Origin of the sequence: Amycolatopsis sp. NPDC059657, from assembly GCF_042734395.1 — a bacterium.
Lineage (GTDB): Bacteria > Actinomycetota > Actinomycetes > Mycobacteriales > Pseudonocardiaceae > Amycolatopsis.
On record NZ_JBHWEB010000033.1, the window covers coordinates 30,798 to 50,192 of the forward strand.

The window sequence follows — 19,395 nt, forward strand, 5'->3', positions numbered from 1 at the left end:
CCCGGCACGCGTGCCGACCCTCCGGGTACGTGCCCCGACTCCCGAGGCACGCGTGCCGACTCGCCGGGAACCCAGCGCGCTAGCCGTCACCGGCCATGTCCGCGTCGATGCTGTCGAGCATGGACTGGATGGCTCCCAGCTCACCCGGTGCCGTGGTCGTCTCCGTGGCCGGGCCCGAGGACGCCTCGTCCTGGCAGGCCGCGCAGCCGAGCACGGCCAGCAGGGTCACCGCCACCGCGGCGGCCGCGCGCCTCACTTCGTCGGCCCGGTGGCGGGCTTGCAGTGCGCCGCGGTGAAGTCGTCGAGCTTCTTCTTCGCGTCGGCGAGCTGCGGAAGCCGGTCAGAGCGCTTCTTGGCGCGCTCGTCGAGTTGCGCGGCGCGGTCGTTGTGGTTCTTGGCGCGCTGGTCCTGGGCTCGGGCCTTCAGGTTGGCCACCGAGCCGCGGATCTCCGCGCCGCCGTTGATCCGCTCGGTCGCCTTGGCGGTCCGGGTGGTCAGCCTCGGGATCCAGGTGCCGCAGACCGCCTGGGACTCCTCGGGGCTGAGCGTGATCGGCGCGACCGGAGCCGGGGAAGTCTGCGCGGACGCGAGCGGCGCGATGGCCACCAGCCCGATCGCCACCCCGCTGCCCGCCAGCGCCAGCCTGCGCGTCCAGCTGGTCAGTTCCATCGTTGCTCCTCGAGTTCGGGTCACCGGCGCGCTGCCGGTATGACAGAACTCTGGCCGCCACGTGTTCGAGCGGTGTGGGAGCAATGTTCGGGTTAGGTAAGGACTCCGCGCGCGTATCTGTCGAGGAAGCGGTCCATCGCCGCCGTGACCGCTTCGACGTCACCGGTAGTGACCAGATCGAGCAGGAGCCCGCGCGTCACGGCGAGCCCCAGCCGGGCGTGGCTTTCCCGGTCGGCTTCGTCGACGCCCAGCCTGCCGAGCAGCTCGGCCATCGGCGCCAGCCAGTCGTCGATGATCCCGTCGAGCATCTCGGTGGTACCCGGCCTGCCCTGCAGTGCCTGGCCGTAGAGCTCGAAGAACAGCCTTTCGTTGTGGCGCAACGCTTCGCCGGTGAGATGGCGCCAGAACTCGCGGGCGATCTCGAATGGTGACCGGTCCGCGCCGAGATCCAGCCCGGCGAGCACCGCGCGCTGACGGGCTTCGACCTCGCGGACGACCTCGACGAGCAGGCCCTCCTTCGAACCGAAGTGGTAGATCAGCATCCGGTGGCTGGTGCCGATCGCGGCGGCCAGCGTGCGCAGGCTGAGGTCACCGACCCCGTGCCTGGCCACGTGGTCGATGGCGGCTTCGAGCAGCTTGCGTTTCGGATCCGGCACCGGTGCTTCCCTTGCCTCGCTGGTGAACCAGATGGTACATGTACCACATGGTTCAGATTTCGGCGCGAGCGCACGCGCAGGCGGCGCCGGCCGTCGTCTACGCGCTGCTCCGCGATGGCGCGAGCTGGCCGGAGTGGTCGCCGCTAGGGGCGTTCGAGCTGCTCAGAGAGGGCGAGACGGAACGTGAGGGCGTCGGTGCGCTTCGCCTCTTCCGTACCGCGAGTATCAAAAGCCGAGAGGAGATCGTCGAGCTGGTCCCGGACCGGCGGCTCAGTTACGAGCTGCGCGGCGGGCTTCCGCTGCGGGACTACCGGGCCGATGTCGACCTCACCCCGCGTGATGGTGGCACGGACATCCACTGGCATTCCCGGTTCGAGCCCAAGATCCCCGGCACCGGCTGGTTCTATCGCTGGTTCCTCGGCCGGGTGCTCCGGCAGATGGCCCGAACCCTCGCGGCGCGGGCGGATGCGACGGCCCCATAAGCTGGCCCCATGTCAGCGCCACGACGGGGAACGACCGGCCGTACCCAGGAGGAACGCAGTTCGGCCATGCGGCTGCGGCTGCTGGACGCCACCATCGACTGCCTGGTCGAGTACGGCTACGCGGGCACCACGACCACCAAGGTCGCCGACCTCGCCGGTGTCACCAGGGGCGCGCAGGTGCACCACTTCCCGACGAAGACCGACCTGGTCACCTCCGCGATCCGGCACCTCGCCGCGAAACGCACCGAGGTCGCGATGGCCGAGCTGGACCGGCTCAAGGCCTCGGCCGACCCGATCGGGGACGCGCTGCAGCTGCTGTGGGAGATGCACCAGGGCCCGGTGTTCTCCGCGACCGTCGAGCTGTGGGTCGCCTCGCGCACCGACGACGAGCTCCGGCAGCAGATGGCGGCCGTCGAACCGATCGCCACCAGCAGCCTGGTCGACTTCGGCAAGGCACTGATGCCGGAGTACGCCGGGCATCCCGAGTTCCTGCACGCGGTCTACACGGCGATGGACGTGGTCCGCGGCATCCTCATCGCGAGCTGGGCCACCCGCGACCAGGCCGAGCTCGAAGCCCGCTGGGCACGCGGGCGCGGCCACCTCCGCCTGCTGTTCGCCGGCCTGCTGGAGTCGGCGGCCGCGCCACACTGAGCCCGGGTTCAGTGCACCGCCGAGGCGACGAACTCCTTGAGGGACACGGGGTCCCGCCCGATCAGCTTGCGCAGGTCCTCGCGCGGCAGGTCCATCTCGCCGCGGGCGAGCGTGGCGTAGAAGTCCACGATCAGCCCGACCATGTGCTCGGGCACGCCTGCCGCTGCCAGCCCGGCCGTCGCCTGCTCGGGCGTGATCTCCTGATAGGTGATCTCCTTGCCGGAAGCCTCCGCGATCGCCGCCGCCCAGTCCGCGTAGCTGTACGAAACCGGGCCGCCCAGCTCGTAGATCGCGTTCTCGTGGCCTTCGGTGGTGAGCACCACCGCGGCGGCCCGCGCGTAGTCCTCGCGCGCGGCGGGCGCGAACCGGCCGCCCTGGCTGGAGTTGGCGATCGAGCCGGTGGCCAGCGCGCCCGCGACGGTGCCCAGGTCGTTCTCGAAGTACCAATTGTTGCGCAGGAAGGTGAACGGGATCCCGGTGGCCTTGATGGCCTCCTCGGTCGGGCGGTGCGTGTTCGCCAGCGAGATGCCGTTGGTGTCGGCCGCGGTCAGTGACGTGTAGAGGATGTGCTTGACGCCTGCCGCTTTCGCCGCGTCGACCGCGGCGGTGTGCTGGCGAAGCCGGACCGAGTCCTCGCCCGCGGTCGAGATGATCAGCAGCTTGTCGGCGCCCGCGAACGCGGCTGGCAGCGTCTCCGGCCGGTCGAAGTCGCCGTGGCGGACTTCGATGCCCAGGTCACCGGCCTGCTCGGGGGTGCGCACGCTGCCGACGACCTCACTCGAGGGCACGCGCTCCAGCAGGTGTTTCACGATCAGCCTGCCGAGCTGTCCGGTCGCTCCGGTCACCACGATGGTCATGTCATCTCCTTGGTTCGAGGTCGTTCACCAACTCGAACTCGGCTTCAAAGCCAATAATTCCTTTGGGAAAGTAATGACTTTGAGGTGTGTTACTATCTCAGGGAAAGTAAGGAGCGTGCCGTGCTGCCCAACCCGTTCGAGAAGGAATGCCCGACCCGCCAGATCCTGGACCGGATCGGCGATCGCTGGACCGTGCTGATCATCCTGACGCTCGCGGACGGGCCGCGGCGGTTCACCGACATCGGGAAGCGGGTCGAGGGCATCTCGCAGAAGGTGCTCACCCAGACCCTGCAGAGCCTGGTCCGCGACGGCATGCTCACCCGCACCGCGTACGCCGAGATCCCGCCGCGTGTCGAATACGAGCTGACCAAGCTGGGTCGCAACCTCGCCGAAACGGTCGCCTACCTCGACCGCTGGGCGCGCGAGCACATCGACGAGGTCATCAAGGCACGCGAGGCCTACGACGGGGTCAACGCGTGACGAGCCCGGCCTCGTGCGCGAGCAGCCCGGCCTGGGTCCGGTTGGCGCAGCCGAGTTTCACGAGCATCCGCGAGACGTAGCTCTTCACGGTCGCCTCCGAAAGATGCAGCCGCTTGGCGATGTCCGCATTGGACAGTCCTTCGCCGAGGCATGCCAGCACTTCGGTCTCACGCTCGGTCAGCGAGGCCGCGCGGCGGCGGGCGTCCTCGCCGCGCTGCGCGCTGTCGGCGCCCGCGGCCACCAGCCTGCGCGCGGCTGACGGCGAGAGCACGGTGTGCCCGTCGGCGGCCACCCTGACCAGCCCGATCAGGTCTTCCGGCGGCGTCGACTTCACCAGGAACCCGGCAGCGCCGGCGCGCAGCGCGCGGATGACGTAGGTGTCGGCGTCGAACGTGGTGAGCGCGACGACGGCGGGCGGGCTGGGCAGCTCGGCGATGCGTTCGATCGCGGTGAGCCCGTCCACCCCCGGCATCCGCAGGTCCATCAGCACCACCCTCGGCCGGTGCCGCACCACCATTTCGACGGCTTCGGCGCCGTCCTGAGCCTGCGCGACGACCTCGATGTCGTCGGCGGAGCCGAGGATGGTGCGCAGATGCGCGCACACCATCGGCTCGTCATCGACGACGACGACCGTGATCATGCTGTGCGCTTTCTGCTGTGGGGACATAGGCGGGCAGTATCGCACTGACCTCGAAGCCGCCGCTGATCACCGGCCCGGCCCGCAGGGTGCCGCCGATCAGCTCGACCCGTTGCCGCAGGCCGGACAAGCCCGCGCCGGAGCCGCTCCCGGCGAGCACCGGGTCCGGCGCGCCGCGTGGCGGCGAGTTGCGGACTTCGATGTCCAGACCATCGGGCCGATAGCGCAGCGCGAGGTCCACTTCGGATCCCGGCGCGTGCTTGCGGACATTGGTCAGCGCCTCCTGCACCACCCGGTAGGCCGTCCGCGCGACAGTGGGCGAAAGCCCGTTCCCGTCGCCGTCGACACTGAGCCGTACGGGGATGCCGACCGACTCCGACTCGGCCGCCAGCGTCGCGGGATCGGGCAGATCGACCACGGCGGCGGCCTGGGCGGTGCCGGTGTCCTGTTCGGTGCCACGCAACACCCCGACCAGGTCACGCAGCTCGTCGAGCGCGCGGGTGCCCTCGCTGCGGATGCCTTCGGCGGCCTCACGCACCGAAGGCTCCTTTGAGGACACCGTCAAGGCGCCCGCGTGCAAGACCATCAGGCTCAGCCGATGCGTCACGACGTCGTGCATCTCGCCCGCGAGCCGTCTGCGCTCCTCGGCTCGCGCCTGCTCGGCGAGCAGATGCTGCTCGCGCTCCGCCCGTTCGGCGCGGTCGCGCAGCGAGCGCAGCAGATCCCGGCGGGCCTGCAGGTACAGCGAACCCAATGACGGCAACACGGTGCTGGCCAGCCCGAAGGGAATGACCGCCCAGCTCGGATGCCAGACGCGGGTACTCAGCACCATGAAGATCCCGGTGAGGATGAGCACCGATCGCCGGTCGAGCACGCGCACCAGCACGCAGAGCAGCACCGAGGTGATGGTCGGCACGGTCGCCAGGCTGATCGGATGTTCGGGCGTGAACAACCCGGGCGCCAGCTCGTCGGAGATCAGCATCAGCGTGGCGCCCGCCAGCACCAAGCCCGCGACGATCCTCGGGTAGCGGAAAGCGAAGATCAGTGAGAGGTCGAGCGGTATCTGCAGCAGGAACACGGCATAGGGACCGGCCCAGCCCGTCGTCGGCTCGTTGAGCGAACCCATCAGCGCGTCGAGCCCGGTGAACACGACCGCGGCCACCACCAGCCAGATGTGGTCGCTCTTGGTCGGCGCGGGTCCGCAGGTCATTCGCCCACGGTAGCCACCGGCCGCCCGCGCGGCGGCGGAAAACCCCTTTCGCGTGATCGTGAGCCGACGAAAGTTGCGGGTGCCCAGGCAGGCGGCGACTTTCGTCGACGCGGTTGCCCACCTTGATCCGTTACGCCGTGCCCTCCCGATGCCGTGGACTGAGCACCATGGACGGGATCGACAAATTCGCCAGGTGGCCGGTGCTCGCCATCGCCGGGGCGGCGGGCGTGGTGCTGCTGATCACGAGCGGGCGCTACGGGCACGGCTTTGACGAGGCCTACTTCCTCGTCGCCGGTCGAGATCACTTGAACTGGGGGTATTTCGACCAGCCGCCGTTGATCCCGCTGCTCGCGGGCGGGCTGGACAGTCTGTTCCCGGGGAACCTGGTCGCGTTGCGGCTGCCCATGACGCTCGCCGCGATGGGCGGGATCGCCGTCACCGCGCTGATCGCCCGCGAGCTGGGCGGCCGCCGCGCGGCCCAGGTGATGGCCGCCGCGGCGTATGCCTGCAGCAGCGCGTTGATCCTGAGCCACTGGATCGCGACCTACGCGCTGGATCCGTTCCTGTGGACGGTGATCACCTGGCTGGTGGTCCGCTGGGTCCGGGTGCGCGATGATCGGCTGCTGCTCCTCGCGGGCGTGGTCACCGCGATCTCGCTGCAGACCAAGTTCCTGATCCCGGCGTTCTGGGTGCTGCTGGCGCTGAGCGCGCTCGTGTTCGGCCCGCGAGACCTGCTCCGCAGGCCGATGTTGTGGGCAGGCGCCGCGATCGCGGTCGTGATCACGATCCCCAACTTGGTCTGGCAGGCTCGCAACGGCTGGCCGTACGCGCAGATGAACGAAGTCGTGAAGGCCGAATTCCCCGGTGTCTGGCCATTCCTGCGTGACGGCTTGCTCGGCGCCGGCATCAGGATCGGCGTGCTCGCGTTCCTCTACGGGCTGTGGCGGCTGCTGCGTTCACCGGACTTGCGGCCGTACCGCTTTCTCGGCGTGACGACGCTCGCGCTGATCGCCGCCTTCCTGCTCGCGCAGGGCCGGTCGTACTACCTGATCGGTGTCTACGCGCTCCCGTTCGCCGCCGCGTCGGCGGAACTCGAACGCCGGCGGCTGGTCCGGTGGTGGAAAGCCGTTGCCTGGCCCGCTTTCGTGTTGTCGGCCGTGGTGACCGTGGCGGCGCTGCCGATCTACCCGGCATCCACAGTGGACAAACTGCCCACGTATGTCGGCATCGCCCCGCTCGGCACCTCCTTCGCCGGCGGTGAGCTCCCGATCGCGCGGCTGGCCGAAACCGTGGACGGGATCTGGGCTTCGATGCCGCCGGAAGAACGCGCGCGCACGGCGGTGTACGCGGAGATCTACCCGTTCGCGGCCGTGGTCGAACGGGACGGCGCGTCGCACGGTATCGATCGTGTCTACAGTGGACACCGAGGCTACTGGTACTTCGGCGCGCCACCGGAGTCCGCGGACTCCGTGCTGTTCTTCGGTCTCGACCCCGGCTTGCTCAAGCCGCATTTCGCCACGATGACGCCGGTCGTCGACGGACTCATCTGGCGCTACACCGGGAAACTGGCACCATGGAAGCAGATCTGGCCGCAGCTGAAGCGGCAATGAGGGGAACATGATGAGGGAACTGTCCTTACCGGCCCAGGCTTACCTGCTGGCGTTGAACGTCGAACGCCATCGCCTGCCCGACCGGCAACGCGCCGGCTACCTGATCCGCGCGGCCGCTTTGACCGACCTGCTGACGCGTGGACGGGTGACCGACGACAACGGCATGGTGGCACCGGTCGCCGCCGGCGCCACCGGCGACGTCGTGCTCGACGACGTCCTCGCTCACATCGCCGAGCACCGGCCCGCCAAGTGGAAGACCTGGATCCGCCGAGACTTCCGCGGCACGCTGGCCGCGGTCGAGGCCCAGCTCGAAGCCGCGGGCGTCATCCGAGTCGACCACGCCCGGGTGCTGGGGTTGTTCCCCAGCGTCCGGCCGGTGGTGCTCGACGCGCGGCTGGTGGAGAAACTGCGCGCCCGGATCATCGAGGCAGTGCGCGGCCCGAAGCCGGTCCACGAGGTCACGTCGGCGGACGCGGCGCTCGCGTCGCTCGTCGCGGCGATCGAGCTCAAAAGCGTGATCAGCGGGCGCGACCGGCGGGAGAACCGGGCCAGGCTGGACGCACTGGCGAGCCAGGGCGGCGCGACGGTTCCCGCGCTGCGCAAGGTTTTCCGCGACCTGCGCGCGGTGCGGGCGAGTGCCGCGAGCTCGGGAGGCGGGGGCTAGACCCGGAAAAGCCTGGCCAGGTGGTAGTCGAGCAACGCGACCGCCTCGGACGGCGTCCGTTGCCCGAGCAGGATGCTGGTGCCCTGCGCGTCGGCGAGCGCCCACAGGATCTCGGCCTCACGGCCGGCATCCAGCTCTGGGGAGACTTCGCCGGACGACTGCGCCTGCCTGATCTGGTCGGCGAAGAACTCGAACAGTTTCGGCATGCCTTCGGTGTACACCGCGGCCATCGAAGAACTGGCGAGCGCGCGGATGAAGTAGGCGACGCCGACCAGCCATTCGCTGGTGCTGCGCTCGTCGGTCGGGATGATCTCCACCAGGCAGGCACGCAGGATGTCGCGGGGCGTGGGGGAGACGCCCGCGGTGGCCAGGCTCGCGGTGATCCGCCGCTCGCGCAGGTCATCCTGATACCGCAGCGCGAACAGCAGCATCTCGTCCTTGGTCTTGAAGTAGTGCTGCACCGCGCCCATCGACACGCCCGCCTCGGTGGCGACGTGCCGCAGGCTCACCGCTTCGAGTCCTTCGCGCGCGGTGAGGCGCAGCAGTGCTTCGGCGATCTGGCCGCGGCGCTGTTCATGGTCAACCTGCTTGGGCACCCGGCCTCCGGTATGTTTACGATGCGATCGCATTGTAAACGACTCTCGGGGGTATGCGATGACGGACACGGTGCGGCTACGGCCGCCGAGTCACCGGCTGGACCGGCGGGTGCTGGGGTGGTGGCGGACGCACGGGCTGATCTGGTTCGGCCCGCCGGTGCTGACGCTGGTGCTGCTCGGCCTGCTCATCCCGCCTGCGCGGATGTGGCTGCTCGCGCCCGCGGCGGTGACCGCGGTGCTCGGCGCGGCGTGGATCCTGCTCATGCCGATGTGGTGGTACCGCGTGCATCGCTGGGAGGCGACGGAAACGGCGGTCTACACCCGCACCGGGTTCTTCTTCCAGGAGTCCAGGGTGGTGCCGCTGTCGCGGATCCAGACCGTCGACACCGTGCGGGGCCCGCTGCAGCAGGCGTTCAAGCTGGCCACGGTCACCGTGACCACGGCATCGGCCAGGGGACCTGTCAAGATCTCCGGCCTCGACCGTGAGCTCGCCGAGAACCTGGCCGAGCGGCTCACCGAGACCACCCAGGCCACGCCGGGGGACGCGACGTGAGCGAGTGGCTGACGCTGGACCGCCGGACCGTCCGGGTCACGGCGCTGACGTTCGCGGGCCTCGCGGTCGGGTCCGGGATCCCCGCCGTCATCGCGCTCTCGGACGGCCTCTCGTTCGGCATCGCATTGCTCATCGTGGTGCCGTGCGCGCTGCTCGTGGTCGGCGCGACGGCGCTGCTCGACCTCCTGCGCTGGCAAGCCACCCGCTACCGCCTCACCGACGAACGCCTCGAAAAGCGTTTCGATCTGGTCCTCAAGACCCAGAAGTCGTTGCCACGCGAGCGGATCCGCAGCGTCGATCTCACCGCGAACCCGCTGCACCGCCTGTTCGGCCTCGCGGTTCTCACGGTCGGCACCGGCCAGCACGAGAGCTCCGAAAACGCACGCCTCAAGCTCGACCCGTTGACCAGGGCCGACGCCGAGCGCCTGCGCGTCGAACTCCTCCATCGCGAGCAACCGGCCGAGCGGCCGTCGGATGGCCCGATCGCGCAGCTCGACTGGGGCTGGATCCGCTACGTCCCGGCGTCGTTCCTCGCTCCGGCGCTGGGTCTCGCCGCGGTCGGCGTCGTGTTCAAGGTCGCCGACTGGTTCCAGGCCGGAGGCGGTGTGGTCCGCTGGGCGATCGACCTGTTCGGCGATCTCCCGCTGGTCGCGTCCATTCTCATCCTCGCGGTGCTGATCTGGCTGCTCGGCGTGCTCGGCGCGGTCGGCCTGTTCGTCGAGATGTGGTGGGATTTCCGCCTCGAACGCGAGCCGGGTGGCACCCTGCGCGTCCACCGCGGCCTGTTCACCACTCGCTCGATCTCCATCGAGGAGAAGCGCCTGCGCGGCGTCGAGGTGGTCGAGCCGATCGGCGACCGCCTCACAGGCGCGGCGAGGGTCGACGCGATCGCGACCGGCATGCGCAAAGCCGACGACAACGACAAGACCGACTACCACACCCTGCTGCCGGCGGCCCCGCTCGCGCTGGCCAACGAAGTCGCCGCCGCCGTGCTCGACGAACCCGTCTCACCCACGGTCTCGGCCCGGCTGACCGGCCATCCCGAAGCCGCCAGGGGCAGGCGCCTGCGCTGGTGGCTCGGCTCGGTGCTCGTCGTGCTGGCGACACTGGCGCTACTCGGCATCCTGCTCACGGACGTCCTCCTCATCATCGCCGGAGCACTCGCGGTCCCGCTGATCCCGCTCGCGGTGGCGCTCGCACTCGACGCCTACCGCAACCTCGGACACGGCCTCACCGGCGAGTACCTGGTGAGCAGGCACGGAGCCATGCGCCGCAGCACGGTCGCCCTGCAGCGAAGCGGTGTCATCGGCTGGACGATCAAGCAATCGATCTTCCAGCGCCGCAAGGGCCTGCTCACCCTGGAATCGACGACGGCCGCAGGCAGCGGCGGCTACTCCGTCTACGACATCGGCGAGCCGGACGGCATAGCGTTCGCCGACCAGGCGGTCCCGGACCTGCTCACCCAGTTCCTCGACACGTCGGCCGCCACCGACAAGTCCCGCGTCTAATTCGGACCGATGGACTTCGCCGCATTGCACCGGCCGGGACACCCGCTGCTTCTGCCCAACGTCTGGGAATTCGGCCTCGCCGCCCACCTCGTGGCCCGAGGCCTCCCAGCATTGGGCACGACCAGCCTCGGTGTCTCGGCCGCGGCGGGTCACCCCGACGGCGCGCCGGAAACCCGCAGGCACACCGTCGCCTTGGCCGCGTCCCTCTGCACCCTCGGCGCCTTCGTCAGCGTCGACATAGCCGACGGCTTCAGCGAAGACCCCGCCGAAGTAGCAGCGCTCGCGGAGGAACTGTCAGCACTGGGTGTCGTAGGCGTCAACCTCGAAGACGGCCGCCCAGACGGCTCACTGACCGACCTCGAACACCAAAGCGCCAAGATCCGCGCGGTCACCACCCGAGTGCCCACGCTCTTCGTCAACGCCCGCACCGACACTCACTGGCTCACCGACAACCCACCGCCGGTCGACGCGGCACTCACCCGAGCCCGCGCCTACGTCGAAGCGGGCGCCTCCGGCATCTTCATCCCCGGCCTCAAGGCCCCCTCGGACATCGAAACCGCCTCCACCGCCCTCGACGTCCCGTTGAACGTCCTCTTCCAGCCAGGCAGGACCCTGTCCGACCTGGCCTCCTTGGGCGTCGGCCGAGTCAGCCTCGGCTCCTTGCCTTACCGAGTCGCCCTGGCGACAGCCGCCGACTCGGTACTCGCCGTCGCCGAAGGCCGCGACCAGTCAGTGGTCCCGCCCTCGTATTCGCAGGTCGTCGCACTCCTGTCCAGCTGACAAAGGTCTCGCGCGTCCAGCCAGAATTCCGCCCGTGCCCGAGCCGCCGCCTTGCCCCACCGCCGGCGCCTTCGCATAAACCGGTGGCGCGTTCAGGGATGCTGGAGGCATGACGAGTACCCGCAGTGCTTTCGGAGCCGAATTCGCCGTTCCCGCCGGATATCTCAACAACCCCAGCATCGGCATCCCACCCCGCCAGGTAGCGGAAGCGGTCGCCGAGACCGTCGCGCGCTGGAGCCGGGGCGAGAGCGCGCCGCCGGACTTCGACAAGGCCGTCGCCATCGCCCGCGAAGCCTTTGGGCAGCTCGTCGGCGTGCCGGGGGAGCGGGTCGCGAGTGGGGTCTCCGTCTCGCATCTCGTCGCGAACGTCGCCGCCGGGCTCAACGACGGTGCGAAGGTGCTCGTCGCCAAGGGGGACTTCACGAGTGTCACGTTCCCCTTCGCCGCGCAAGCGCATCGCGGTGTCACGGTGACCGAAGTGGACTTGGCGGAGTTGCCCGGCCAGCTTGCCGGTTATGACCTCGTCGCCGTCAGCGTCGTTCAGTCGGCCGACGGCTCGATCGTCGATCTCGAGAAGCTGCGCGAGACGGCGGAGGCCACGGGCACCGCCGTGCTGCTCGATGCGACGCAGGGGCTCGGGTGGCTGCCGCTCGACCTTGGCTGGGCGGACTGGGTTGTCGGCGCCGGGTACAAGTTCCTGTTGTCCCCCAGGGGTTCCGCGTGGCTGGCCGTGCATCCGCGGGTACACGAGCGGACACTGCCGGTGAGCGCCAACTGGTATGCGGGCGAAGATCCTTGGCAGTCGGTCTACGGGCTTCCGCTGCGGCTGGCCGGGGACGCGCGGGCGTTCGATCTGTCGCCGGTGTGGTTCGCGCAGGCCGGGGCCGCGGTCGCCTTGCCTTATTTGGCCTCGTTGGACATGGAAGCCGTGCGGGCGCACAACGTCGGGCTCGCCGACACGCTGCTGACCAAGCTCGGGCTGCCGGAGCGGGGCACGGCGATCGTCGCGCTGGACGGCGACGCGGACCGGTTCGCCGAGGCAGGAGTCATCGCGAGCGTGCGGGCGGGCAAGGTACGGGTCGGCTTCCATCTGTACAACGACCTCGGGGATGTGGAGCGGGTTCTGCACGCCATCGGGTGACGAACTACCGTGTGGACCCGTGGTTGGTGCACCTTTTTCGCCCGGGATGGGCGACACGGCTCCACTGAGGCGGGTCGAGCCCGCGAAAAGCCCGGTCAGCCCGGTCCTCAAGGGAGCGGGCCTGGTCGGGATCGCGTTGGTGTCCGGGTTGGTCTGGTGGCTGATCCGGCACGAACCCGCGGCGCCGGTGGCCGAGCCGCCCGGCAAGTCCGCAGGCGAGTTCCAGTTCACCGTCGCGGAGAGCCCGCAGGTGGCGACCGACTGCGAGGCGCACGCTTACTCGAAGACCAAGGAGTTCTTCGCCGAGCACATGTGCACCCGGCTTTCGCGTGCGCTGTACACGACCACCTCCGGCGGCGCGAAGGCGTTGGTCTCGGTCGTGCTGGTCACCATGCCCGACGGTGACCAGGCACAGGAGCTCAAGAAGCTCACCGACCGCGACGGCACCGGCAACGTGGACGATCTCGTCAAGGACGGCACCGCCAAGATCCCCAACGCGCCCAAGGTCTACAAGGCGAAGTACGACTCCCACGTGACCGGCAACGAGGTCGCCATCGTGATGGCCGACTTCTTCGACGGCCACAAGGACGACCCGCTGCTCAAGCGCATCACCACCGACGCGCTGAGACTCGCGGGCACCCTCCGCCAGTAAAAAATCCCAATGCGTCGTTCGGTACCTCGTGGGGACCGAACGACGCATTGGGATTTCTTTCACGAGACCAGGAGGGCGGCCGGCTTCAGGCCCGACTGGGCCCGCCAGGGGGTTCCCCGGCGCGAGGCCGAGATCAGGGCTTGGGTCGCGGTGTCGCGCATGGCGCCGTCCGAGTGCTCGACGACCGAACGCCACGCGCCGGCCACGTCGCCCTCGGCCGACGCGACGACGGCCATCGCCGAGGTCTGGTCGGTCACCGGCTTGGGCGGGACGTAGGCGGCTTCGGGGCCGCGCGGGGTCGCGCCAGCGGCCGTGAGGGTGCGCTCACAGAAGTCGCGGCGCTTGACGTGGTCGGCGGCGCCCTCCGCCACCGCCTTGCTGAAATCGGCCGGGAGGAACGCGCTGACCAGGCCATACACCCAGATCGCCGCGTGCTCGGCGGCCAATGCCTGCTGGAGCGCGTCGACTGTGTCCTTGCTCGCTTCGACCACGGTCAACGGGGCGGCGTCGTCGCCGGGGCCGAGCGCGGCGGGCTTGAGCTTCTGCAGGGCCGCGCAGTCGGCGATGATCGAGGCCAGGATGCCCGCGCGGAAGCGGCTCTCCGTCGGCAGGAGCTGCGCCGCCTGCGACCGGGCGGTGGCGAGGCGCTGCTTGAGACCGGCCATGCCGTCCGGGGCGCTCACAGGCGTGACCGCGGACTTGGGGCGGTTCAGGCGGTCCACTTCGGACTGGAGGGCGCGTGCGTGCGCCTCACGGGCGGTGGCGACCTCCTTGGCCGCCTCGTCCTCCTCGGCGAGCGCCTGTGCGGCGGCCGCGTCGGCTTTCGCCTGCTCGAGCAGCGGGACCAACGGGTCGGGGGCATCCGCGTACCCGGGGCCGCACGCCGCCACCAGAGGCACCGCCAGCAACGCCGAACGCAGGAGCAGGCGCCTGCTGAGCTCACTCGATCTACCGGTCACGCCGACCCATCCTGCCAGTAGACGCCGACGCCCCGCCGCTAACACGTTCGTAAACACCTACCGGATAAGCTTGACGACCTACGTGACCATCGGTGAACAGGAGAGCTCCACGTGCCCAACGAACTCGCCAGCCGGCTCGAGCCGATAGTGGCCCAAGCCGTCACGGCCGCGGGTTTCGACCTCGATTCGTTCGAGGTGCAGCAGGCCGGCCGCCGTCAGCTGGTCAAGGTCGTCGTCGACGGCGACGACGGGGTGGGCTTGGACGAGGTCGCCGAGATCAGCCGCGCGGTCTCGGCCGCGCTCGACGAAAACGAGCACGTGCTGGCCAGCGCGTACACCCTCGAGGTCACCTCGCCTGGCCTCGACCGGCCGCTGGTGCGGCCCCGCCACTGGCGCCGGGCGAAGTTCCGCCTGGTCAAGGTGACCCCCAAGGACGGCGCCGAGTTCATCGGCAGGGTCGGCCACTCCACGGAGCAGGCCGCCCGCGTGCTCGTCGACGGCAAGCTCCGCGACGTCGCGTACGCGCACGTCGCCAAGGCGGTGGTCGAGATCGAGTTCAAGCAGCCACCCGTTGAAGACCTGAAACTTCTGGAAGCGGACGCTTCCGGCATGATCGACGCCGCTGAAACCGGGTCGAAGGAGGAGCCGAAGTGAACGTCGACATCGCCGCGCTGCGTGCGATCGAGCGGGACAAGGACATCCCCTTCGAAACGGTCATCGACGCCATCGAGACCGCGCTGCTGACCGCGTACAAGCACACCGAGGGCCACCAGCCCCACGCCAAGATCGACATCGACCGCAAGAGCGGCCTGGTGCGCGTGCTCGCCCGCACCTTCGACGAGACCGGTGCGGTCGCGGAGGAGTGGGACGACACCCCGGAGGGCTTCGGCCGGATCGCGGCCACCACCGCGCGGCAGGTCATCCTGCAGCGCCTGCGCGACGCCGAGCACGAGCGCACCTTCGGCGAGTTCGCGGCCAAGGAGGGCGAGATCATCGCCGGGGTCATCCAGCGTGACGCCCGCGCCAACGCCCGCGGCATGGTCGTCATCCAGGTCGGCGAGGTCGAGGGCGTGCTGCCGTCGGCCGAGCAGGTGCCCGGCGAGTCCTACGAGCACGGCAGCCGGATCAAGGCCTACGTGGTCGGTGTCTCGCGTGGCAACCGCGGCCCGCAGATCACCCTGTCACGGACGCATCCCAATCTGGTGCGCAAACTGTTCGCGCTCGAGGTGCCCGAGATCGCCGACGGCACCGTCGAGATCGCCGCGGTGGCGCGCGAGGCAGGCCACCGGTCCAAGATCGCCGTCCACTCCAAGGTGCCCGGCGTCAACGCGAAGGGCGCCTGCATCGGGCCCGTCGGCGCCCGTGTCCGGAATGTGATGAGCGAGCTCGCCGGCGAGAAGATCGACATCATCGACTACTCCGAGGACCCGGCCCGCTTCGTCGGGAATGCTTTGTCCCCCGCGAAGGTTGTGTCCGTCAAGGTGGTCGACGAGCGGGCCAAGACCGCCCGGGTGGTCGTGCCGGACTTCCAGCTGTCGCTGGCCATCGGCAAGGAAGGCCAGAACGCGCGGCTCGCCGCGCGGCTGACCGGCTGGCGGATCGACATCCGCAGTGACGCCGCCGTGCCGGAGGCGGAGGGGTCCGAGGACGAGGGTGATGAAGGCCACCCCGGCCAAGGGCGGCGCGCGGCGGTAACCGGTTCGGCTGAGTGAAGGTCGACGGGCTAGACTCACTAGTGGTTCACCTCGCGCGGCCTGCCGCACACCCTTCGCTGGGCCCTCTTGAAAAAGGGGACAGTCCGGTGCGGACGTGTGTGGGATGCCGCAAGCGGTGTGAATCCGGTGAGTTGCTGCGAGTGATCGCGGTGGACGGACGGCTGGTCGTCGACGAACGTCGGCGGCTGCCTGGCCGGGGTGCCTGGTTGCATCCCGAGCAGGACTGCCTGACGAAAGCCGAACGTCGCCGGGCGTTCCCGAGGGCCCTCAAGGCCACCGGGGCGCTGGACGCCAGCGGCGTGCGAGACCACTTCGCGCGGTTCGCCGCGGTGAGTGCGGACAAGGGACAGCCCCGAGTCCATCAGGAATCAAGGAAGCAGGTCGACCCGTCATGAGTCAGCCGTGAAGCTGAAGCCATGAACGCGAGACAATAGGACGAGGTCGACGGGTCTGCCGGCGGCCTCCCCAGTGAGGAGAGCTGTGCCAGGCAAGGCCCGAGTACATGAGCTTGCGAAAGAGCTCGGAGTTACCAGCAAGGAAGTTCTCGCCAAGCTCAAAGAGCAGGGTGAGTTCGTGAAGTCCGCGTCGTCGACGGTCGAGGCCCCGGTGGCCCGCCGCCTCCGCGACGCGTACCCCAGCAAGGGCGGCAAGAAGCCGACCCCTGCCCCGCCGCGTCCCGCGGCCCCGGCGTCGAACGGCACCCCTGCCGCACCGCCAGCCCAGAGTGCCCCGTCCGCCCCGGCCAAGCAGGCTCCTGCTGCCGCCGCCGCGCCCTCGGCACCCCAGGCACCTTCCGCTCCGGCTTCGACCGGCCCGCGTCCCGGCGGCATGCGCCCCGGCCCGCGTCCCGGCCCGAAGCCCCCGGCGCCCGCTCCCGTCCAGGAGCAGGCTCCGGTAGTCAAGGCAGAGCCGGTCGCTCCCGCGGCCAAGGCCGAGCCCGCTGCCCCGGCCACGCCGAAGCAGCAGCCCGCCGCTCCGCAGCAGCCGCCCGCACAGGCGCCCGCTGCCGCGTCGGCGGCTCCGTCCACGCCGTCCGTGGTCCCGCCGAAGCCGCAGGGCCCCAAGCCCGCAGGCCCGAAGCCCGGCCCGCGTACGCCGAAGGTCGGCAACAACCCGTTCGGTGTCGGTTCCGGTGCTCCGGCCCCGCGTCCGTCCGGCCCCCGTCCCGGTCCTGGCCAGAGCCAGGGCGGCGCGGGTGACCGGCCGCCGCGTCCGGGTGGCGGCGCCGGCGAACGCCCGGCTCCGCGTCCCGGTGGCGGCCAGGGTGGCGGCAACCGGCCGACGCCCGGCAACATGCCCCCGCGGCCGAACCCGGGCATGATGCCCGGTCGTCCGGCTCCCCGTCCCGGTGGTGGCCCCGCCGGTCGCGGTGGACCCGGTGGCGGCGCCCGTGGCGGCCCTGGCGGCGGTCCCGCCGGTCGTGGCGGTCCCGGTGGCGGCGCCCGTGGCGGTCCCGGTGGCGGCGGCGGTGGCTTCCGTCCCGGTGGTGGCGGCGGCGCCGGTGGCGGTTTCCGTCCCGGTGGCGGCGGCCCCGGTGGTGGCGGTGGCGCACCTGCCGGTGGCGGCGGCTTCCGCGGTGGCGGCGGCGGTCGTGGTGGCCCCGGTGGCCGCGGCGGTACCGCTGGTGCCTTCGGTCGTCCCGGTGGTCCCGCTCGCAAGGGCCGCAAGTCCAAGCGCCAGAAGCGCATGGAGTACATGGACAACATGCAGGCGCCCAGCGTCGGTGGCGTTCGCCTGCCCAAGGGCAGCGGCGAAACGATCCGCCTGCCGCGTGGCGCTTCGCTGACCGACTTCGCCGAGAAGATCGACGCCAACCCGGCTTCGCTGGTGCAGGTGCTCTTCCACCTCGGTGAGATGGTCACGGCGACGCAGTCCGTGTCGGACGACATCCTCGAGCTGCTCGGCGGCGAGATGAACTACGTCGTCCAGGTCGTCAGCCCGGAGGAAGAAGACCGCGAGCTGCTCGGCGCCTTCGACATCACCTATGGCGACGACGCCGGTGGCGAAGAGGACCTGCAGGTCCGGCCGCCGGTCGTGACGATCATGGGTCACGTCGACCACGGTAAGACCAGGCTGCTCGACACGATCCGCAAGACGAGGGTGCGCGAGGGCGAAGCCGGTGGCATCACCCAGCACATCGGCGCCTACCAGATCGAGACCGAGCTCGAGGGCAACCCGCGTCTCGTGACGTTCATCGACACCCCGGGTCACGAGGCGTTCACCGCCATGCGTGCTCGTGGTGCGAACGCCACGGACATCGCGGTCATCGTGGTCGCGGCCGACGACGGCGTCATGCCGCAGACGGTCGAGGCGATCAACCACGCGCAGGCCGCCAAGGCCCCGATCGTGGTCGCGATCAACAAGATCGACAAGGAGGGCGCGAACCCGGACAAGATCCGGCAGCAGCTCACCGAGTACAACCTCGTGGCCGAGGAGTACGGCGGCGACACGATGTTCGTCGAGATCTCGGCACGGGAGAACATCAACATCGATGGTCTCCTCGAGGCGATCCTGCTGACCGCGGACGCCGCACTGGACCTCCGGGCCAACCCGGACATGGAGGCCCAGGGTGTCGCGATCGAGGCGCACCTGGACCGCGGTCGCGGTCCGGTCGCCACGGTGCTGGTCCAGCGCGGAACGCTGCGCGTCGGCGACTCGGTCGTCGCCGGTGACGCGTACGGCCGCGTGCGGAAGATGGTCGACGAGCACAACCAGAACGTCACCGAAGCGACCCCGTCGCGTCCGGTCCAGGTCATCGGGTTCACCTCGGTGCCCGGCGCGGGCGACACGTTCCTCGTCGTCGACGAGGACAGGGTCGCCAGGCAGATCGCCGAGCGGCGGTCGGCCCGTACTCGCAACGCGCTCAACGCGTCGCGTCGCAAGCGGGTCAGCCTGGAAGACCTCGACGAGGCCTTGAAGGAGACGAGCACCCTTAACCTGATCATCAAGGGTGACAACTCCGGTACGGTCGAGGCCCTCGAAGCGTCGCTCATGCAGCTCGACGTCGGTGAAGAAGAGGTCGAGCTCAACGTGGTCCACCGCGGTGTCGGTGGCGTCACGGAGTCCGACATCGACCTGGCGACCGCGTCCAACGCGATCGTGCTGGGCTTCAACGTCCGTGCACAGGGCAAGGCGACCGAGCGGGCCACCCGCGAGGGCGTCGATGTCCGGTACTACACGGTCATCTACCAGGCGATCGACGAGATCGAAGCCGCGCTCAAGGGCATGCTCAAGCCGATCTTCGAAGAGGTCGAGCTGGGCAAGGCCGAGATCCGCGGGATCTTCAAGTCGTCGAAGGTCGGTACGATCGCCGGTTGCATGGTCATCTCGGGCGAGATCCGGCGTAACGCCAGGGGTCGTCTGCTCCGTGACGGCAACGTCGTCGTGGAGAACCTGCCGATCAACTCGCTGAAGCGCGAAAAGGACGACGTCACCGAGGTCCGCGAGGGCTTCGAGTGTGGTCTCACCTTGGGCAACTACAGCGATCTGAAGCTCGGCGACATCATCGAGACGTACGAGCAGCGCGAGAAGCCGCGCTCGTAGTGCGTTGAGCCCGGCCGGGGGAGGCCCAGTGC

The 19,395-nt window shown here is 69.8% G+C and carries 22 protein-coding genes; 14 read left to right on the forward strand and 8 right to left on the reverse strand.

Annotated features, from left to right (window positions below; genetic code table 11):
* Positions 1 to 79: 79 nt before the first annotated feature.
* From ACFV15_RS19575 to ACFV15_RS19585, 3 genes are all read right to left on the reverse strand, one after another.
* Entirely contained in the window at positions 80 to 256 is a 177-nt protein-coding gene (locus ACFV15_RS19575) for a hypothetical protein (protein ID WP_378351896.1), read from the reverse strand.
* Positions 253 to 669: a hypothetical protein gene (locus tag ACFV15_RS19580; RefSeq protein WP_378351897.1), complete on the reverse strand. Its 417-nt coding sequence runs from the start codon at positions 667 to 669 to the stop codon at positions 253 to 255. Before ACFV15_RS19580 ends, ACFV15_RS19575 begins: the two co-directional genes overlap by 4 nt.
* Before the next feature lie 92 nt (positions 670 to 761).
* Positions 762 to 1,325 carry a TetR/AcrR family transcriptional regulator gene (locus tag ACFV15_RS19585; protein WP_378351898.1) on the reverse strand — a complete coding sequence of 188 codons (564 nt, stop codon included), beginning with the start codon at positions 1,323 to 1,325 and terminating at the stop codon, positions 762 to 764.
* A gap of 47 nt (positions 1,326 to 1,372) precedes the next feature.
* On the opposite strand from ACFV15_RS19585, the gene ACFV15_RS19590 reads away from it, so the two are divergent.
* Together ACFV15_RS19590 and ACFV15_RS19595 are read left to right on the forward strand one after the other, a co-directional pair.
* Entirely contained in the window at positions 1,373 to 1,807 is a 435-nt protein-coding gene (locus ACFV15_RS19590) for an SRPBCC family protein (protein ID WP_378351899.1), read from the forward strand.
* Between the two features lie 66 nt (positions 1,808 to 1,873).
* The gene (locus ACFV15_RS19595; protein WP_378351950.1) at positions 1,874 to 2,458 is read left to right on the forward strand and encodes a TetR/AcrR family transcriptional regulator; all 585 of its coding nucleotides are present in this window, start codon (positions 1,874 to 1,876) and stop codon (positions 2,456 to 2,458) included.
* Positions 2,459 to 2,466: 8 nt separating this feature from the next.
* Here the strand turns inward: ACFV15_RS19595 and ACFV15_RS19600 are convergent, their stop codons facing one another.
* Positions 2,467 to 3,315 carry an SDR family oxidoreductase gene (locus tag ACFV15_RS19600; RefSeq protein WP_378351900.1) on the reverse strand — a complete coding sequence of 283 codons (849 nt, stop codon included), beginning with the start codon at positions 3,313 to 3,315 and terminating at the stop codon, positions 2,467 to 2,469.
* A 120-nt stretch (positions 3,316 to 3,435) separates the two neighbouring features.
* Between ACFV15_RS19600 and ACFV15_RS19605 the strand changes: the two genes are divergently transcribed.
* Positions 3,436 to 3,795 carry a winged helix-turn-helix transcriptional regulator gene (locus tag ACFV15_RS19605; RefSeq protein ID WP_378351901.1) on the forward strand — a complete coding sequence of 120 codons (360 nt, stop codon included), beginning with the start codon at positions 3,436 to 3,438 and terminating at the stop codon, positions 3,793 to 3,795.
* Here the strand turns inward: ACFV15_RS19605 and ACFV15_RS19610 are convergent.
* Positions 3,785 to 4,435, reverse strand: a complete 651-nt coding sequence (locus ACFV15_RS19610) for a response regulator (RefSeq protein ID WP_378351902.1) — start codon at positions 4,433 to 4,435, stop codon at positions 3,785 to 3,787. The genes ACFV15_RS19605 and ACFV15_RS19610 overlap by 11 nt on opposite strands.
* A complete protein-coding gene (locus ACFV15_RS19615; protein WP_378351903.1) occupies positions 4,410 to 5,642 on the reverse strand; it encodes a sensor histidine kinase in 1,233 nt (410 codons plus the stop codon). The genes ACFV15_RS19610 and ACFV15_RS19615 overlap by 26 nt, the downstream gene beginning before the upstream one ends.
* A 167-nt stretch (positions 5,643 to 5,809) precedes the next feature.
* Here ACFV15_RS19615 and ACFV15_RS19620 point away from each other — a divergent pair, with 167 nt between their 5' ends.
* The gene (locus ACFV15_RS19620; RefSeq protein ID WP_378351904.1) at positions 5,810 to 7,252 is read left to right on the forward strand and encodes an ArnT family glycosyltransferase; all 1,443 of its coding nucleotides are present in this window, start codon (positions 5,810 to 5,812) and stop codon (positions 7,250 to 7,252) included.
* Positions 7,253 to 7,259: 7 nt separating this feature from the next.
* Positions 7,260 to 7,916: a GPP34 family phosphoprotein gene (locus ACFV15_RS19625; RefSeq protein ID WP_378351905.1), complete on the forward strand. Its 657-nt coding sequence runs from the start codon at positions 7,260 to 7,262 to the stop codon at positions 7,914 to 7,916.
* Here the strand turns inward: ACFV15_RS19625 and ACFV15_RS19630 are convergent.
* Positions 7,913 to 8,512, reverse strand: a complete 600-nt coding sequence (locus tag ACFV15_RS19630) for a TetR/AcrR family transcriptional regulator (RefSeq protein WP_378351906.1) — start codon at positions 8,510 to 8,512, stop codon at positions 7,913 to 7,915. The two genes, ACFV15_RS19625 and ACFV15_RS19630, sit on opposite strands and share 4 nt — an antisense overlap.
* A 58-nt stretch (positions 8,513 to 8,570) precedes the next feature.
* On the opposite strand from ACFV15_RS19630, the gene ACFV15_RS19635 reads away from it, so the two are divergent.
* The 5 genes from ACFV15_RS19635 to ACFV15_RS19655 all read left to right on the forward strand — a co-directional run bounded on the left by ACFV15_RS19635 (position 8,571) and on the right by ACFV15_RS19655 (position 13,146).
* Entirely contained in the window at positions 8,571 to 9,065 is a 495-nt protein-coding gene (locus tag ACFV15_RS19635) for a PH domain-containing protein (protein WP_378351907.1), read from the forward strand.
* On the forward strand, positions 9,062 to 10,573 hold the full coding sequence (locus tag ACFV15_RS19640) for a PH domain-containing protein (RefSeq protein WP_378351908.1): 1,512 nt from the start codon (positions 9,062 to 9,064) through the stop codon (positions 10,571 to 10,573). The genes ACFV15_RS19635 and ACFV15_RS19640 overlap by 4 nt, the downstream gene beginning before the upstream one ends.
* Before the next feature lie 9 nt (positions 10,574 to 10,582).
* Complete coding sequence (locus tag ACFV15_RS19645) at positions 10,583 to 11,353, forward strand: isocitrate lyase/phosphoenolpyruvate mutase family protein (RefSeq protein WP_378351909.1); 771 nt, start codon at positions 10,583 to 10,585, stop codon at positions 11,351 to 11,353.
* A 109-nt stretch (positions 11,354 to 11,462) separates the two neighbouring features.
* The gene (locus tag ACFV15_RS19650) at positions 11,463 to 12,494 is read left to right on the forward strand and encodes an aminotransferase class V-fold PLP-dependent enzyme (RefSeq protein WP_378351910.1); all 1,032 of its coding nucleotides are present in this window, start codon (positions 11,463 to 11,465) and stop codon (positions 12,492 to 12,494) included.
* 46 nt (positions 12,495 to 12,540) lie between these two features.
* Positions 12,541 to 13,146, forward strand: a complete 606-nt coding sequence (locus ACFV15_RS19655; RefSeq protein ID WP_378351911.1) for a hypothetical protein — start codon at positions 12,541 to 12,543, stop codon at positions 13,144 to 13,146.
* 59 nt (positions 13,147 to 13,205) lie between these two features.
* Here ACFV15_RS19655 and ACFV15_RS19660 read toward each other — a convergent pair whose 3' ends face one another.
* Entirely contained in the window at positions 13,206 to 14,105 is a 900-nt protein-coding gene (locus ACFV15_RS19660; protein ID WP_378351912.1) for a ferritin-like domain-containing protein, read from the reverse strand.
* A gap of 111 nt (positions 14,106 to 14,216) precedes the next feature.
* Between ACFV15_RS19660 and rimP the strand changes: the two genes are divergently transcribed.
* The 4 genes from rimP to infB all read left to right on the forward strand — a co-directional run bounded on the left by rimP (position 14,217) and on the right by infB (position 19,363).
* Positions 14,217 to 14,759, forward strand: coding sequence for a ribosome maturation factor RimP (gene rimP, locus ACFV15_RS19665; RefSeq protein ID WP_378351913.1), 543 nt, complete (start codon positions 14,217 to 14,219; stop codon positions 14,757 to 14,759).
* Positions 14,756 to 15,817 carry a transcription termination factor NusA gene (gene nusA / locus ACFV15_RS19670; protein WP_378351914.1) on the forward strand — a complete coding sequence of 354 codons (1,062 nt, stop codon included), beginning with the start codon at positions 14,756 to 14,758 and terminating at the stop codon, positions 15,815 to 15,817. The genes rimP and nusA overlap by 4 nt, the downstream gene beginning before the upstream one ends.
* Positions 15,818 to 15,906: 89 nt before the next feature.
* The gene (locus ACFV15_RS19675; RefSeq protein WP_378351915.1) at positions 15,907 to 16,215 is read left to right on the forward strand and encodes a YlxR family protein; all 309 of its coding nucleotides are present in this window, start codon (positions 15,907 to 15,909) and stop codon (positions 16,213 to 16,215) included.
* Positions 16,216 to 16,300: 85 nt separating this feature from the next.
* A complete protein-coding gene (infB, locus tag ACFV15_RS19680; RefSeq protein WP_378351916.1) occupies positions 16,301 to 19,363 on the forward strand; it encodes a translation initiation factor IF-2 in 3,063 nt (1,020 codons plus the stop codon).
* The last annotated feature ends 32 nt before the right edge of the window (positions 19,364 to 19,395 follow it).

What these genes read in the sequence shown, in the direction of transcription:
- ACFV15_RS19580 (WP_378351897.1), bottom strand. Translation starts at nt 669, where the DNA reads ATGGAACTGACCAGCTGGACGCGCAGGCTGGCGCTGGCGGGCAGCGGG.
- ACFV15_RS19590 (WP_378351899.1), top strand. Translation starts at nt 1,373, where the DNA reads ATGGTTCAGATTTCGGCGCGAGCGCACGCGCAGGCGGCGCCGGCCGTC.
- ACFV15_RS19595 (WP_378351950.1), top strand. Translation starts at nt 1,874, where the DNA reads ATGCGGCTGCGGCTGCTGGACGCCACCATCGACTGCCTGGTCGAGTAC.
- ACFV15_RS19600 (WP_378351900.1), bottom strand. Translation starts at nt 3,315, where the DNA reads ATGACCATCGTGGTGACCGGAGCGACCGGACAGCTCGGCAGGCTGATC.
- ACFV15_RS19610 (WP_378351902.1), bottom strand. Translation starts at nt 4,435, where the DNA reads ATGATCACGGTCGTCGTCGTCGATGACGAGCCGATGGTGTGCGCGCAT.
- ACFV15_RS19615 (WP_378351903.1), bottom strand. Translation starts at nt 5,642, where the DNA reads ATGACCTGCGGACCCGCGCCGACCAAGAGCGACCACATCTGGCTGGTG.
- ACFV15_RS19620 (WP_378351904.1), top strand. Translation starts at nt 5,810, where the DNA reads ATGGACGGGATCGACAAATTCGCCAGGTGGCCGGTGCTCGCCATCGCC.
- ACFV15_RS19625 (WP_378351905.1), top strand. Translation starts at nt 7,260, where the DNA reads ATGATGAGGGAACTGTCCTTACCGGCCCAGGCTTACCTGCTGGCGTTG.
- ACFV15_RS19635 (WP_378351907.1), top strand. Translation starts at nt 8,571, where the DNA reads ATGACGGACACGGTGCGGCTACGGCCGCCGAGTCACCGGCTGGACCGG.
- ACFV15_RS19645 (WP_378351909.1), top strand. Translation starts at nt 10,583, where the DNA reads ATGGACTTCGCCGCATTGCACCGGCCGGGACACCCGCTGCTTCTGCCC.
- ACFV15_RS19650 (WP_378351910.1), top strand. Translation starts at nt 11,463, where the DNA reads ATGACGAGTACCCGCAGTGCTTTCGGAGCCGAATTCGCCGTTCCCGCC.
- ACFV15_RS19655 (WP_378351911.1), top strand. Translation starts at nt 12,541, where the DNA reads ATGGGCGACACGGCTCCACTGAGGCGGGTCGAGCCCGCGAAAAGCCCG.